The sequence below is a fragment of the Leisingera sp. CC-HEC096 genome (genome assembly GCF_059429235.1).
In genome coordinates, this window is record NZ_JCAIJS010000006.1 from 178,504 (window position 1) to 192,703 (window position 14,200).

Consider the following 14,200-nt stretch of genomic DNA (forward strand, 5'->3'; position numbering starts at 1 on the left):
AGACCATGACCAGCACATTGTATTTCAACGGCGCTGTCCTGACGATGGACGCGGCCAATTCCTGCGCCCAGTCGGTGCTGACCGAAGGCGAGACCATCCGCGCCGTTGGCGCGGAGGCGGACCTGCGCGCGCAGATGCCTGCGGGCACTGTTGAGGTGGACTTGCAGGGCCAGACCCTGATCCCCGCCTTCATCGACCCGCACGGGCATTTCCCCGATCCCGGCTTCATCCGGCTGTTCCGGGTGAACCTCGCCTCTGCCCCCAGCGGCGACTGCCCGGATATCCCCACCGCGCTGGACCGGCTGCGGGCCAAGGCGGCGGAGACGCCCGCCGGGGAATGGGTGATGGGGGTGCTGTTCGATAATACTGCCATTGCAGAGGGGAGGATGCCCACACGCACCGAGCTGGACAGTGTCTCGACCGAACACCCCGTCTGGGTGATCCACGCTTCCGGCCACAACGGATCTGCAAACTCGCTGGCGCTGGAACGCAACGGTGTGAACCGCGATACGCCCGATCCCCTGGGCGGCCGCTTCGGCCGCGACCCTCAGACCGGCGCGCTGACCGGGCTGATCGAGGGCCTGTCAGCGATGGGTGAAATGGGAGACACCGATTTCCTGATCGACCGCGACCGCTTCTGGGCCGGGTTCAACAGCTGCCGGGACGAATACCTGGAGCATGGTGTCACCTATGCCCAAAACGCCTGGGCCACGCGGAAAATGCTGGAGCATTTCGCCTCTCTGCCCGCAGATCAGGACCCGGGTTACGACCTGATGCTGCTGCCCATTGGAGAGCTGGAGCCAGCGCTGAGCCGCGGGCCCGAAGCGCTCCACTGGCCCGGCAACCCGCATTTCACTCTTGGGCCCCGCAAACTGTTCACCGACGGGGCGTTCCAGTTGCAGACAGCCTTCCTCAGTGCGCCATATCACAAGCCAGTGGACCCGGCGCACCCTTGCGGGATGCCTTATGCTGACACTGCCGAACACCATGCAGAAGTGAAGAAGCTGCATGATTCGGGCTTCCAGATCCACTGCCACTGCAACGGCGATGCCGGGGCGCAGATGTTTATCGACGCGGTTGCCGCGGCGCTGGAGGCCAACCCGCGCGCCGACCACCGCCACACCATCATCCACGGGCAAGCCCTGCGCGATGACCAGCTGCAGCAGATGGCAGCGCTGGGTATGACCGTCAGCTTCTTCCCGGCGCATGTGCATTTTTGGGGCGACCGCCACTACGACATATTCCTGGGGCCGGAACGGGCCAAGCGGGTTTCGCCCTGCGCCTCCGCTGAGCGCTATGGCGTACGCTACACCATCCACAACGACGCCTCGGTCACGCCGACCCGGCCTATCCACCTGGCCCATTGCGCAGTGAACCGGCTGACCGCAAGCGGGAGGCTGCTGGGAGAGGACCAGCGGATCAGCGCTCTGTCAGCCCTCAGGGCGCAGACTATCGACGCCGCCTGGCAGGTGTTTCAGGAGGGCACCCGCGGCTCCATCGAACCCGGCAAGCTTGCGGACTTCGCGGTGCTGAACCGCAACCCGCTGGAAGACCCGGATGCCATCGAAACCACCAAAGTCACTCAAACAATCCGCCGCGGACGGACCGTCTGGGCGCAGGAGCACACATGAGGCAGGCCAAACCGCGGATCGCCATTGCGGGCTTTCAGCATGAAACCAATTGCTTTGGCATCAAAAAGGCCGGGCTGGCGGAGTTTGAGATGGCCGATTCCTGGCCCGCCATGCTGCACGGAGAGGATGTGGTCCGCGAAACCCGCGGCATGAACCTGCCCATCGCAGGCTTTGCCCGGGCAGCGGAGGAGGCCGGGATGGAAGTGCTACCGATCCTGTGGTGCGCGGCAGAACCCTCGGCGCATGTGACGGACGAGGCGTTTGACACCATCTGCGGCATGATCCTGAACGGGCTGCAGGCGGCTGGGCCGCTGGATGGAATCTACCTTGATCTGCATGGTGCCATGGTGACCGAAACCTTTGCCGATGGTGAGGGCGAGATTCTGCGCCGGGTGCGGGAGCAAGCCGGAGGCAGCCTGCCCATCGTGGTCAGCCTGGACCTGCACGCCAATATCTCGGCAGCGTTGGTGGAACTGGCGGATTACATCGCCGTTTTCCGGACCTATCCGCATCTGGACATGGGCGGCACCGGCGCGCGCTGCCTGCCGGTTATGCAGAGGCTGCTGGCGGGAGAAAAGCTGAACAAGGCGTTCCGGCAGATGGACTATCTGATCCCGCTGCACGCCCAGTACACAGGTGCAGCCCCCGGCGCCGAGCTCTATGCCGCGCTGCCGCCGCTGGAGGAAGCCGGAGTTCTGGCTGACATTGCGCTCGGCTTCACCGCAGCGGATTTCCCGGACACCCGGCCCTCTTGCGTGGCGTACGGCACCACGGCTGAGGCCGCGGGGCGGGCGGTGGACCAGATCGAGACCCTGTTCGCCGCGCTGGAGGCGCAGTCGTACCACCCGATGCTGTCGCCGCAGCAAGCGGCGGCCATTGCCTGCCAGCCCCGCGCAGGCAAGCCTGTGGTGCTGGCAGACGTTCAGGACAATCCGGGTGCCGGCGGCACCTCCGACACCACCGGGTTGCTGGCGGCACTGGCCGCGGCCCGGGCGCAAGGTGTCTTGATGGGGCTGTTCCATGACCCCCAGGCCGCAGCCGCCGCGCATGAGGCGGGGGAGGGCGGTATCTTCCGCGCAGCGCTTGGCGGACGCTCAGGTGTGGCAGGGGACCAGCCGTTTGACGCTGAGTTTCAGGTGGTTGCGCTTGGTGACGGCAGCTGCCGCTATACCGGCGGGATGTATGGCGGCGGGGTGGCGACGCTGGGCCCCACGGCAGCGCTGCGGCTGCACGGGTCGGAGGCGGATATCACCCTTGTCGTGACCAGCATTCGGAACCAATGCCTGGACCTGGCGCATTTCACCCATATCGGCCTGGATCCCAAGGCGTACGCAACCATCTGCGTGAAAAGCACCGCCCATTTCCGCGCCGATTTCGAGCCCATTGCCAGCGCCGTTTATCCAGTGGCCGCCCCCGGTGTGTTTCCCTGCGACCTGAAACAGGTGCCTTACAAGAACCTGCATCCCGCTGTCAGGACCGTTCCGGCCAAGGGCTAGGACACATACCGCAAGCGGCCAAGGGGTGGCCGCTTGCGGACAGGGTCAGACGTCCTCGCCATTCTGGTAGGGCACCACCAGCGTCGGGATCTGCGACCGGCGCAGGACGCGCTTGGCCACGGTGCCAAGGAAGGTGTGGGAAAACCCGTGGTCATGAGCGCCGAGCACAATCAGATCGCAGCCAAGCTCGACCGAGCGGCGGAGAATAACCTCCGCCGGGTGGCCGTCGGTCACCTCGACCGAGGTCACCTGGTCGCGGATTTTCGCGTCATCGCCTTCGAAAGCTGCCCAGAACCGGGCCTGGCGTTCGGCCAGTACCTGCTTGACCATCTCGTGCCGCCGCTTGGCCGCAGTTTTGCGGGTTTCGTCGTTCAGCACGAACATCTCAAAGGTAATGCGCGCATCCTCCGAGATCGGCTCATTCACGTGCAGCACATGAATTTCCGCCCCCGTCGCGTGCGCCAGACTTGCCGCATGGCGCAGTGCTAAGGTGGAGTTGTGCGACAGGTCGGTGGCAAACAGGATGCTGGTGATCATCGGTGTCATGTCTGTTCCTTTCCCATCAATAGCCAAACAGCCGCGGCAGCCACAGCGAGATTTCCGGGAGGAACGCTATGATGAAGATCGCAATCGTGTTCACTGCGGCAAAGGGCAGGGCGCGCAGCGAGATCGTCTCGATCGATATGTTCGAGATGCCCGAAGCGATGAAAAGGTTCTCCCCCAAGGGCGGAGTCTGGAAGCCGATGCCGAGGGTGCAGACCATCACCACCCCGAAATGAATCGGGTCGATTCCGACCGAATAGGCCACCGGCAGCATCACCGGCACCAGGATCAGGATCGTCGCCAGCGTCTCCATGAACATGCCGACAAACAGCAGGAAGAAGATGATCAGCGCCCAGATGACATAAAGGTTCTGGGTGAAGCTCAGCATCGACTCCGCAATCAGCACCGGGATCTGGTTTTCGACCAGCAGGCGGCCGAAGACGGTGGCGGTGAACAGGATCAGCAGCACACGGCCTGTCAGCCAGGTCGTGGCCTCCAGCGATTGGAACAACGACGACCAGGTCAGCTCGCGGTAAATGAAGACGCCAATAACCAGAGTGTAGAAGATCGCGACGATCGCGGCCTCAGTCGGGGTAAAAAAGCCGGTGTAGATGCCGCCCAGGATCACCAGCGGCGCCATCAGGGACCAGAATCCACGGTACATTTCGCACATCACGTTGCGCACCGACCAGCCGTCAGCAGAGCCCTTGTAGCCGCGTTTCTTGGACATCAGGAAATTCATGATCAGCAGGCTGGTGGCGATCAGGAAGGCCGGGACAAAGCCTGCGATGAACAGTTTCGAGATCGAGACCGACTGGAAGGTGCCGAATTTCTCCACCGCCTCGGGCGGCGGTGCCATGCCAAGCGCTGCGATCCCGAAGATCACCATCGGGATCGATGGCGGGATGATGATGCCGAGGCCGCCCGACGACGCGGTCACGGCAGAGGCATAGCCGCGCTCGTACCCGCGGTTGATCATGGCCGGGATCATCAGCATGCCCACAGCCGCGGTGGTAGCCGGGCCGGAGCCGGAGATCGCGCCGAAGAACAGGCAGGCCATCACAGTGGCGGCGGAAATACCGCCTGTGAACGGACCGGCCAGGCTTTCGGCCACATTGATCAGGCGTTTGGAGATCCCCGCCGCCTCCATCAGCGCACCGGCCAGGATAAACGCGGGCAGCGCCATCAGCGGGAAGGACCCGACTGAAGTAAAGGCGATCTGCACGAATTTTATTGGATTTTCGTCCAAGTATAGGAACGACAGCAGCGAGGACACCCCCAGCGCAACGGTGATCGGGGCGCCGAGCAACAGAAGCAGCAGAAATGATCCAAACAGGATCGTGACGATTTCGGTTTCCATTTTTCTATCCCTCCCTTGATCACACGCGGCCATCCGCGCCAGCGGCGGCCTTGATTTCATCAAGGTCGATCTGGTCGGGATCGTGGATTTCTTCGCCACGGATCAGTTTCCGGTAGTTCACCTGCAGGATGCGGATAGTCATCAGCGTGAACGCGATGGGGAGCACCATGTAGATATATTTCATCTCGATGCCCAAGGTCTGCGATTTCCAGAACTTGTTCATCTTGTTGAAGACGAAATCGGTGGCCAGCCACAGAAAATAGCAGTTGAAAAACAGCCAGAACAGGTCGGCAAAGGCCTCAATGTATTTGATCCAGCCCGCGGGCAGGAACTTGAACTGGAAGGTGACCCGGTTATGCGCGCCCTTCAGTGCCGCGTAGGAGGCGCCAAAGTAGACAAACCAGACAAACATGTAGACCGAGAGTTCCTCGATCCAGGAAAACGAGTGCCCGAACATCTCGCGCGAGATAATCTGCACAAACAGCAGAATGACAAAGCCGGACAGCAGTAAGCGGCAGATATAGCTTTCTATATTGTCCAGGAACTTCCAGAACATGATGGTCTCCTCCCCTGTGCGGAGCAGCGCATGGACGCTGCCCCGTTGTTCGATTGGATATGCCGGAGGCTTATTGGACCGGGTCGCGGCCGATGGCGGTCAGCACCGCGTTCAGCTTTTCGACACCGCCGATGGAGTCGTAGAACTGCGGCCAAACGGCGCCGGTGGCCAGTTCGATGAACTCGGCTTCATCGTTTTCGGGGTCGACGATTTCCATACCCTTGGAGATCAGCTCTTCCTTGATCGCGGCCTCGGAGTCGCGCAGGAACTGGGCCGATTTCAGGGTGGCTTCCTTGCCTGCTTCCAGGATGGTCTGCTGATCTTCCTCGCTCAGCCCCTGGAACACGGCCTCGGACACGATCAGCGGCTCGATCGAGAAAATGTAGCGCAGGTTGGTGACGTGATCCTGCACTTCATAGAACTTCATCGCGTTGATGGTCATGTAGGGGTTGTCCTGACCGTCAACCACTTTGGTTTGCAGGCCGGTAAAGGTCTCGGACCAGGCCATCGGGGTCGGGTTGATGCCCCAGGACTTGTAGGTTTCGATCATGATCTCGTTCTTGGGAACACGGATCACCAGGTCCTGCAGGTCGGCGACAGAGGTCACCGGCTTCTTGGAGTTGGTCAGGCGGCGGAAGCCGGTGTAGGTCCAGGCGATGATGCGCACGCCGGCATCGCGCAATGTGTTTTCCGTCAGTTCCTGACCGATAGGGCCTTGGGTCAGGGTTTCAGCATCTTCCAGCGACAAGATCACATAGGGCAGGGTGAACACGCCCACGGTCGGGGAGAACGGGGTGACGTTATTGATCGCCAGAAGCGACATGTCCAAGGTGCCGATCGCCGCCTCATTCACGGTGTCCTGTTCTGAGCCCAGCTGGCCGTTCAGAAACAGGGTCGCGCTGTGCTCACCGCCGGATTTTGCTTCCAGCGCCTCGATAAAGAACTTCCCGGTGGCTTCCTGCGGGCTGCCGGCGCTGTCGCCGACAGCGATCTTGAAGTTCTTCGCGGATACCGCACCGGCGGTCAGCAACGCGGCGGCAGAAACGGCTGCGGTCAGCGTGCAGACCTTCTTGAGAAATGACATAACTTCCTCCCGTATTGTCATCCTGGGGCCCAAGGTGCGCGCTGGCCCGCCCTCCACAGCGTGATTGCCAGTCCGATCCGTCCTTGGTCTGCGGGAAGCTACATTGCGTTTTATGTTTCTAGAATGTAAACTTTTGAAAGCAAAGTTTCACATATATCGAACTTAGGCATGAACCGGAAATCACACGTCAAACATGTTGCTGATGCCGACTTGAAACTGCTGCGGGTGTTCAAGGCAGTGGCAGAAAGCGGCGGGCTGGCTGCCGCGGAAACCGAGCTGAATATCGGCAAATCAACGATCTCCAAATACATCGCCGACCTGGAGCTGCGGCTGGACCTGAAACTGTGCAACCGCGGTCCGGCGGGGTTTTCGCTGACGGATGATGGCATCAAGGTCCTGAAATCCGCCGAAGGCCTGCTGACCTCAGTGGCGGATTTCCGCGCCGAGGTGAATGAAATCAAGCAGCAGCTGGCCGGCACCATCCGGATTGCACTGTTCGACCAATGCGCCTCCAATCCGGAAGCCTTTGTTCCAGGTGGTATCCGCGACTTCAACAAGGCCGCCCCCTCGGTCGAGATCGAACTGTCTCTGGAACCGCCCAACCTGATCGAGACCAGGGTGATCGGCGGTCAGCTCGACATCGGCATTCTGGCCCTGCACCGGCCATCGCCCAGCCTGGACTACATGCCGCTCTATGGAGAAAACATGTTTCTCTACTGCGGCAAGGGGCATCCGTTTTTTGATTGCGACCACACCAGCCTGGGGCTGCGGGACGTGCAAGCGATGAACTATGCAGGCATAAGGGTGAACTCGCCGAACCTGCACGTCGGGCAAAAGCTGGGTTTCCGCCGCGCTGCCAAGGTGCAGAACGAACAGGCGCTGGCGATCCTGATTATGTCGGGCAGCTATCTAGGGTTCCTGCCAGACCACCTGGCGGCAGGATTTGTCCGCAACGGGCTGATGAGGAAGGTGCTGCCGGACGAGGCCTTTTACCGCAGCCAGTTCGCCGCAGTCACCCGCAAGCGCCCTGCGGTGAACCGCATCACCAAACTGTTCCTCGACACATTGGTTGCTGCACATTCCCGGCCGGCGTCAGATCCCTGAGGCGAATTTGACCCGGTACGGCGCCACCCAGGCTAAATGATATCCAGGGACACCTTGACCCGGTCCATCACCACCGAGGAGGTGAAGCGGCTGACGTTGGACTCATCAAAGAAATACTCTTGGGTAAAGGCTTCGTATTCCTTGATGTCCTTGACGATGACCACCAGGATGAAATCGGCTTCGCCGGTGGTGTAGTAGCACTGTTGAACCTGCTTCGCCTTGCGCATCTTGCGCTTGAAGGCATCAAGATGCATCCGGCTTTCCCGCTCCAGCACCACCTGCACGATCACCGTCATCTCCCGCCCCAGCCGGGCCGGGGAGAGGATGGCGATTTCCCTCTCGATCACACCGGTGTCGCGCAGCTTCTTCAGCCGTTTCTGAACTGCGGGCGCTGACAGCCCGACCTCGTGGCTGATGGCCTCGGCGGTCAGTTGAGCGTTGGACTGGATCAGCCGCAAAATGTCGTGGTCTTTATCATCCATGGCCGAGTTTTCATCCGGCAAGGCGTATTTGACAACTTGTTTCGTCGATTTCTCCTGCAATTTTGAGGGCTTCCGGCGCGGCCAACCGTTAAGTTTTTCAATTGCAGGCGGCTTGGACCGGCCTCACCAGCATTTCCGAGTACAAATTGCATCGGGGCAAGGAACTGCCAGAAGGTTACTCCAGCACCGGTTCAATCGCTAGTCTCCGGTCAAACCACACCGGCTTGTTTCTGCAAGATCATGGAATATGAATATGTTCGGCACAGCTGATTTGCGTCATCAGAATTTCGGTACTTTCAATACATGCAGACAGAATACCTATAAAAATAAAGAGAAGCATCTTCCTGCCTTCAGAACGTTCCAGACTTCAATTTTGCGGCATAATGGAAACGTCAATTCCGGAAAACTTCATTTGCGGTGGCATCGCGGTACACACTTTCTCAGGAATTTCCTGATTAACACTCCTGTATGCGCCCCCGCAGCCGGGGCGTGCCGCCGATTGCAGGAGACTTTCGCCAATGCCCCGGACCACGAAACTGCCGCTGAAACTAAAACTGCCGATGATCATGGTGGCGCTGACGGGCGCGTTCCTCGTCACTGTGTCTCTGCTTGTCTATTCAATGGCGGAGCGCAGCATCCGGGAAAACGCCTTTGCCGCGCAGGAGATTGAGGCCAAGTCCGGCGCCCAGGCGCTGGAGTTTTTGATCAAGGCCGCACGCTCCGATGTGTCGAGCCTGGCGGGCCAGCCTGCGGTTTTCCGGGCGATCGGCAATTTCGAGCGGGTGATCGGCATGGTCGAGGAAGACGACCCTATCGCCTATCTGAAACAGACCTATGCTGAGGCAAACCCGCACCCCGCGGACCAGCGGGAGGAACTGACAGACGCGGGCGACGGCAGCTATTACAACCAATCGCATGTCACCTATCACCCGACCTTCCTGCGAAGCCTGCGCCTCAACGGCTATCAGGATCTCTACCTGATCAGCGCCAAGGGGCAGGTGGTCTATTCGGTAAAGAAGCAGGGTGACTTCCTGACGGACATTCAGCCCGGCGGCAGCAGCGGGCTGGCCCAGGTGTTTCAGGCCGCACTGCAGGCAGAGGCCGGCACCGTGGAAGCCGCAGATTTTTCCGCCTACAGCCACAGCGCGGACGGCGTCGCTGCCTTCATGGCCGCCCCGGTGTTTTCCAAACGCAAGGAGGTGGTCGGGGTGATCGCGGTGCAGCTGGGCACGGCGGGCGTTGTCAACGCCCTGACCAGCAACCTGTCGGGCGGCACCCACCAGAATATCTTTGTCGTCAGCAGCGATGGCCTCGCCCGCAGCCCGTCTTCGGTCGAAGGGCTGTTTCCGGTCCTGCAGTCAATGCCCGACACACCGCAGATCCAGGCCGCGAAGGCCCGGGAAGCTGGCCAGTTCGAGGCAGTGGCTTCCTCGCTGGGTGAGCGTGCGATTGCGCTGGTGATGCCGCTGGGCTTGCCGGGGTTTGACTGGTCGCTGGTGCTGGAAACCGATGAGCATACCGCGTTCGCCGTGGTCGAACGGATCCGCCTGACGGCAGCCGGCCTGATCGGCGTGGCGCTGCTGGCGGCCATCGGCGTGTCCTGGCTTGCGGCGCGCAGCGTCACGCGGCCGATCCATGTCCTGCGCGAAGCCACTAATGCGCTGGCGGACAGCAATTACGATACCGCAATCGACGGCCGCGACCGCGGAGACGAGCTGGGCGACCTGGCGCGAAGCCTCGACAGCTTCCGCGGCAAGCTGAAAGACGCGGATGAAGCCGCAGCACGTGAAGTAGAGGCTGCGCGGCATACCGCGGCGGTGGTCGACAGCATGAGCGCAGCGCTGTCCGAACTGCAGCGCGGCAACCTGGCCTGCGACATCCAGGCCCCGTTTGCGGGCCAGTACGAAGCGCTGCGAGAGAACTTCAACCGCAGCCTCGAGAAACTCCGCAGTTCGATGGCCCAGGTTGTCGGCGCCGCCGAAAATGTCGGGCGCTTCTCCGAGGAGCAGCGCGGCGCCGCCACGGAAATGGCGCATCGCACCGAAAGCCAGGCAGCCACCCTGGAGGAAACCGCAGGCGCCATCCGCGATCTGACGGAGGGCATTCGCTCCACCGCGGAGCGGGCGGGCAAAATGGACGAAACCATGCGCGGCGCCCGCAGCGAAGCGGAGCAAAGCACTGAGGTTGTGACGTCAGCCGTGGAAGCAATGGATCAGATCCAGGAAGCGTCTTCGGAAATTTCCAAGATCATCAATATGATCGACGACATTGCTTTCCAGACCAACCTGCTGGCGCTGAACGCGGGTGTCGAAGCTGCAAGGGCGGGACCGGCAGGCGCCGGGTTTGCGGTGGTCGCCTCCGAAGTTCGGGCGCTGGCGCAGCGCGCCTCCAACGCGGCGGGGCAGATCAAGGGGCTGACCAGCGCCAGCGAAGAGCACGTGGCCAACGGAGTGTCGATGGTCGGCCGCGCCGGCGACGCTTTGACCAGCATCATCGAGCAGGTGTCGGCGGTGTCTGGCCTGGTCACGGATATTGCTGACGGCGTGCGCGCCCAGTCCCGCGGGCTGGAGAAGATTGATGGCGCCATGCATCAGCTCGACAGCATGACCCAGCAGAATGCGGCCATGGCGGAAGAAGCCGCCGCCGCCAGCCAGCTGCTGCAGAATGAATCGCACAGCCTGACCGGAATTGTCGGCAGCTTCGACCTCGGCGGCGCCAATCCGGCAGCTGCTCGTCACGCGGCCCCGCAACGGCTGAGCGCCTGATCAGCACGAGCGCCAGCAGCCGGCAGCCGGTGCGCCTTTCTTCCAGGTGCATAGTGCCAAGGGAAGCTGCTGGCGCCTTAGGGGGCTTGCCGCCCGCTTCTCTGCCTATCTTCTGCGTCGAAGCACGGCCTGTTCAATGGTTGGGAGACTGTCAGCGCCAGCTGCCTGGCTCACGGACCTCACCAATGCGGTGATTGAAAGTTTCTGGCCGAGCATTCTTCGGCAGGGGCCCGGCCGTTCTCGTGAAGAAAGTGCCTAGCGAGGGGCTTCTGCCTGAGCTGGAACGCCCTGCGACGTGGTGCTGCTGGAGAGTACCGGCGGCCTGGCAGCGCAGCTGGACTGCAGCTGCAAATCGGCCAGCCGCTTGTAGTTGCGGAATACTTCCTTTGCCCCCTCTGCCAGCAGCGGCAGATCGGCCGCAGGCATTTCATCAAGCAATTGGCACAAAAACCGCCAGGCCTGTGTGTTGCGGGGAACAACGAAGGAAAGTGGGGCGGAGGGGACAGCGCGCCAGATCGAATTGGCGAACGAGGCCGCGCCGAATGCGGATCCATGAATGACATAGAGCGCTCCGAGCAAGCCGGCATCGGTGTTCAAATACGATTGCCCGGAGTACGGCACCAGGCAGGCGGCATCGCCGAGGTCTCTCTCCAGTGCCTGGAGATGGTCGGATAGAGAAATCTCCGGCCAGATCCGGCGGCGGGCCCGGATAGCCTCAGCCTCCGCCGCCGCTGAATACGTTACTGCCGCGGTTGCCCTCAATTCCTGGTAGGTGAGGTCCGGCGCGGGCAAGCGGAGGTAGAGCGGATGTGCGTGCAGGTCCAGGTGCAAGCGGTGCGTTTCATCGCGAAGCCACAAGCGCGCGGGCACGCGGGATGCGTCCTCTGAGAGAGTCACTGCTGCGGCGCTTTCGGCAGTTCCATGACAAACCGCGCACCGGAATCAAATGTCTTGTCGGCATAGATGCGCCCGCTGTGCAACTTGGCGATTTCAGCGCAGATCGACAGGCCAAAGCCGCATCCTTCGGCCTTCTCATCTGTTACCAGCCGCTGGGACGGTTCAAAGATCCGCTCTGCAAACTGGGGCGGGATTCCGGGGCCGTTGTCCTCGATCACAATGCGGTGCCAGCTGGGGTCCTGCTGCGCTGAAATCGTAATCTGGAGCACTCGTTCCGGAGAACGGCCGTACTTAAGAGCGTTCCCGATCAGGTTCAGGAAAATCCGGATCAGCAAATCCGGCGCCGCAATACAGGAAGGCAGGTCACCAACCCGGACGTCGGCCCCCGCCAATGCGATGTCGTGGCTCAAAAGTTCAGTGGCCTGCTTCGCAAGCAGACCAAGGTCAGCAGGCATCATCTGCGGCTTTTGCTCCTGCAAGACGGCCAGTTCCAACAGGCTTTCGGTCAGGCGCTGCAGCTTCAGCGCCTGCTGCGCGGCCAGGTGGCGGTGCTCTTCGACGCTTTCGGGGTCAGCCTCGTCCTCCTCCATCCATTGCAGCGCCGTGCTTATGCCCCGTAGCGGCGCCTTAAGGTCGTGCGCTGCCATATGCGCAAAGCGGCGCAGCGAGGAATTTTCCTCCTTCAGCAGAAGCTGGGAGGAAATAATGTCCAGAAATTCCTGGAAGATTTCGCGGGCGGCCTGCAGCTCAGCCTCCTCCCATGGAAGGCTCTGGTCGGAATGCTCATTTACCCATTTGTCGAAAGATGTCCGCGGTCCCAGGGTGACACCTGTTTTCTCGTCTGAAACCATCTTGGCATCCGGACGTCCGGCCCAGGTCACCTTTTGCGTGATCGGCCCGCGGAACCAAATCAGCTGGCACACCCGGTGCACGACAATCGGCTGCACCAGCACCCCGCAGGCGACGTCCTTGTAGGGCACCGAGTCCGGGTAGATGGACTGCAGCGAGATCGTCTGGAACTGGTCTTCCCCGGTCAGGTTATCTTTGGTCCACCGGATCAGATCGCGGATGAACTCCGGCGGCGGTGTCTCACCGGAGGTGTGAAGGTTGAGCCCGTATTGAAAGGCGAACCCGTCGGCGCGCAGGAATTTCTGCAGCACCGGGACAAGCGTTTTGATCACATCCTCGACGTCGCCGGTCTGGCGCAGTTCAGCCGCGAAGTTGCTTTCGATCCGCCGCAACTGCGAGATCATGTCTGCGGTTTCGGTGCGTTGCGCCTGATCATAGCGCAGCATCAGCGCGGTGCCGATTTCCTGCGCCAGTGCCCAGCTGTCCGAGGGCACAATCGATTCCTCAACGTGGTGGCAGGCAATAAGGCCCCACAGTTTGCCCTTGTCCATCAGGCTGCAGGAGAATGACGAGGACGCCCCGATGTTGCGCAGATAGGCGGTGTGCATCACGGATACCGCGCGCCCCATCGACCAGGTCATGTCCAGCTCGCCAGCCTCACCGGCCAGCGCGCGGATCGGCACGTTTTCGTCCTGAACCGACCCCACGAACCTGTAAGGCACAATCGTCATCAGCTCCCGGACCTGCTTTGGGATATCTGTATCAGGGAAGTGCATTCCCAGCATCGACACCATCCGGTCGTCCCGCGATTCGGCAATTGTCGCGCCTGACCAGTCCGGCAGGAACCGGTAGATCTTGACCCGGGACATACCCGTCAGATCGCGCACGGCATTTGCGGCGACTTGCATCGCCTCCTCGAAGGTCGCTGCGCCCATGATCTGCGAACAAGCCGACCCGCAGCGCCGCATCCGTTTTCGCACCAATGCCGCTGAGGGCGCTTCGTTGCGGATGAACTCGACAAAACGGCGGCCCGCGTGCGTGTGCGTGACGACATCATAGACAGCGTCATCCGCCTCAAACTGCGCGTCCAGGATTTCGTGGGAAATGTGCGGGCTGTCCGTCAGTTCGGCCAGCTGCTCGGCGATGTCCTCCGAAAGGATTCCGATATCCGCGCCAAGCAATGCGTCAGCGGGTTCGCCCAGGATTTCATGGAGGTTCTCTGACACGCCGACAATGCGGCCATCGGTTTGGTCCAGAACCAGCAGGCCAGTGCCCTTCTGGATCATTCCCGTCAGATGAACCGGCTCACGGTCGCAATTGTCGAGATTGGTCGCCGGGGTGTGTTCAAAGAATCTGGAGAGAGAAAGGTTCATGAGCTGTACCTCGTTGGACCTTTCACATCCTATAAGAAGAGTGTGAAAAAGCAATTACCG

Annotated in this window: 11 protein-coding genes; 4 read left to right on the forward strand and 7 right to left on the reverse strand. The window is 61.3% G+C overall.

Annotated elements, in window-relative coordinates:
• The first annotated feature begins 5 nt into the window (after window positions 1-5).
• Together AC5STI_RS21170 and AC5STI_RS21175 are read left to right on the forward strand one after the other, a co-directional pair.
• Window positions 6-1,631, forward strand: coding sequence for an amidohydrolase (locus AC5STI_RS21170; protein WP_495448230.1), 1,626 nt, complete (start codon window positions 6-8; stop codon window positions 1,629-1,631).
• Window positions 1,628-3,127: a M81 family metallopeptidase gene (locus AC5STI_RS21175; RefSeq protein WP_495448231.1), complete on the forward strand. Its 1,500-nt coding sequence runs from the start codon at window positions 1,628-1,630 to the stop codon at window positions 3,125-3,127. Before AC5STI_RS21170 ends, AC5STI_RS21175 begins: the two co-directional genes overlap by 4 nt.
• A 45-nt stretch (window positions 3,128-3,172) precedes the next feature.
• On the opposite strand, the gene AC5STI_RS21180 is transcribed toward AC5STI_RS21175, so the two are convergent.
• From AC5STI_RS21180 to AC5STI_RS21195, 4 genes are all read right to left on the reverse strand, one after another.
• Window positions 3,173-3,673: a universal stress protein gene (locus tag AC5STI_RS21180; protein ID WP_495448232.1), complete on the reverse strand. Its 501-nt coding sequence runs from the start codon at window positions 3,671-3,673 to the stop codon at window positions 3,173-3,175.
• A 16-nt stretch (window positions 3,674-3,689) separates the two neighbouring features.
• A complete protein-coding gene (locus tag AC5STI_RS21185; RefSeq protein ID WP_495448233.1) occupies window positions 3,690-5,030 on the reverse strand; it encodes a TRAP transporter large permease in 1,341 nt (446 codons plus the stop codon).
• Window positions 5,031-5,049: 19 nt separating this feature from the next.
• On the reverse strand, window positions 5,050-5,586 hold the full coding sequence (locus AC5STI_RS21190; RefSeq protein ID WP_495448234.1) for a TRAP transporter small permease: 537 nt from the start codon (window positions 5,584-5,586) through the stop codon (window positions 5,050-5,052).
• 70 nt (window positions 5,587-5,656) lie between these two features.
• Complete coding sequence (locus AC5STI_RS21195) at window positions 5,657-6,670, reverse strand: TRAP transporter substrate-binding protein (protein WP_495448235.1); 1,014 nt, start codon at window positions 6,668-6,670, stop codon at window positions 5,657-5,659.
• Between the two features lie 168 nt (window positions 6,671-6,838).
• Between AC5STI_RS21195 and AC5STI_RS21200 the strand changes: the two genes are divergently transcribed.
• Complete coding sequence (locus tag AC5STI_RS21200; RefSeq protein WP_495448236.1) at window positions 6,839-7,774, forward strand: LysR family transcriptional regulator; 936 nt, start codon at window positions 6,839-6,841, stop codon at window positions 7,772-7,774.
• A 32-nt stretch (window positions 7,775-7,806) separates the two neighbouring features.
• Here AC5STI_RS21200 and AC5STI_RS21205 read toward each other — a convergent pair whose 3' ends face one another.
• Window positions 7,807-8,256, reverse strand: coding sequence for an Lrp/AsnC family transcriptional regulator (locus tag AC5STI_RS21205; RefSeq protein WP_495448237.1), 450 nt, complete (start codon window positions 8,254-8,256; stop codon window positions 7,807-7,809).
• Between the two features lie 518 nt (window positions 8,257-8,774).
• Between AC5STI_RS21205 and AC5STI_RS21210 the strand changes: the two genes are divergently transcribed.
• Window positions 8,775-11,021 carry a methyl-accepting chemotaxis protein gene (locus AC5STI_RS21210; protein WP_495448238.1) on the forward strand — a complete coding sequence of 749 codons (2,247 nt, stop codon included), beginning with the start codon at window positions 8,775-8,777 and terminating at the stop codon, window positions 11,019-11,021.
• 255 nt (window positions 11,022-11,276) lie between these two features.
• Here AC5STI_RS21210 and AC5STI_RS21215 read toward each other — a convergent pair whose 3' ends face one another.
• Both AC5STI_RS21215 and AC5STI_RS21220 read right to left on the reverse strand, forming a co-directional pair.
• Window positions 11,277-11,852, reverse strand: coding sequence for a heme oxygenase-like domain-containing protein (locus AC5STI_RS21215; protein ID WP_495448239.1), 576 nt, complete (start codon window positions 11,850-11,852; stop codon window positions 11,277-11,279).
• A gap of 62 nt (window positions 11,853-11,914) precedes the next feature.
• Window positions 11,915-14,140 (reverse strand): ATP-binding protein, encoded by a 2,226-nt coding sequence (locus AC5STI_RS21220; protein WP_495448240.1) that lies wholly within the window; start codon window positions 14,138-14,140, stop codon window positions 11,915-11,917.
• Window positions 14,141-14,200 lie beyond the last annotated feature (60 nt).

Excerpts from the sequence above, each read along its gene's own strand:
- AC5STI_RS21190 (WP_495448234.1), bottom strand. The coding sequence starts at position 5,586 with ATGTTCTGGAAGTTCCTGGACAATATAGAAAGCTATATCTGCCGCTTA.
- AC5STI_RS21195 (WP_495448235.1), bottom strand. The coding sequence starts at position 6,670 with ATGTCATTTCTCAAGAAGGTCTGCACGCTGACCGCAGCCGTTTCTGCC.
- AC5STI_RS21200 (WP_495448236.1), top strand. The coding sequence starts at position 6,839 with ATGAACCGGAAATCACACGTCAAACATGTTGCTGATGCCGACTTGAAA.
- AC5STI_RS21185 (WP_495448233.1), bottom strand. The coding sequence starts at position 5,030 with ATGGAAACCGAAATCGTCACGATCCTGTTTGGATCATTTCTGCTGCTT.
- AC5STI_RS21170 (WP_495448230.1), top strand. The coding sequence starts at position 6 with ATGACCAGCACATTGTATTTCAACGGCGCTGTCCTGACGATGGACGCG.
- AC5STI_RS21175 (WP_495448231.1), top strand. The coding sequence starts at position 1,628 with ATGAGGCAGGCCAAACCGCGGATCGCCATTGCGGGCTTTCAGCATGAA.
- AC5STI_RS21205 (WP_495448237.1), bottom strand. The coding sequence starts at position 8,256 with ATGGATGATAAAGACCACGACATTTTGCGGCTGATCCAGTCCAACGCT.
- AC5STI_RS21210 (WP_495448238.1), top strand. The coding sequence starts at position 8,775 with ATGCCCCGGACCACGAAACTGCCGCTGAAACTAAAACTGCCGATGATC.
- AC5STI_RS21180 (WP_495448232.1), bottom strand. The coding sequence starts at position 3,673 with ATGACACCGATGATCACCAGCATCCTGTTTGCCACCGACCTGTCGCAC.
- AC5STI_RS21220 (WP_495448240.1), bottom strand. The coding sequence starts at position 14,140 with ATGAACCTTTCTCTCTCCAGATTCTTTGAACACACCCCGGCGACCAAT.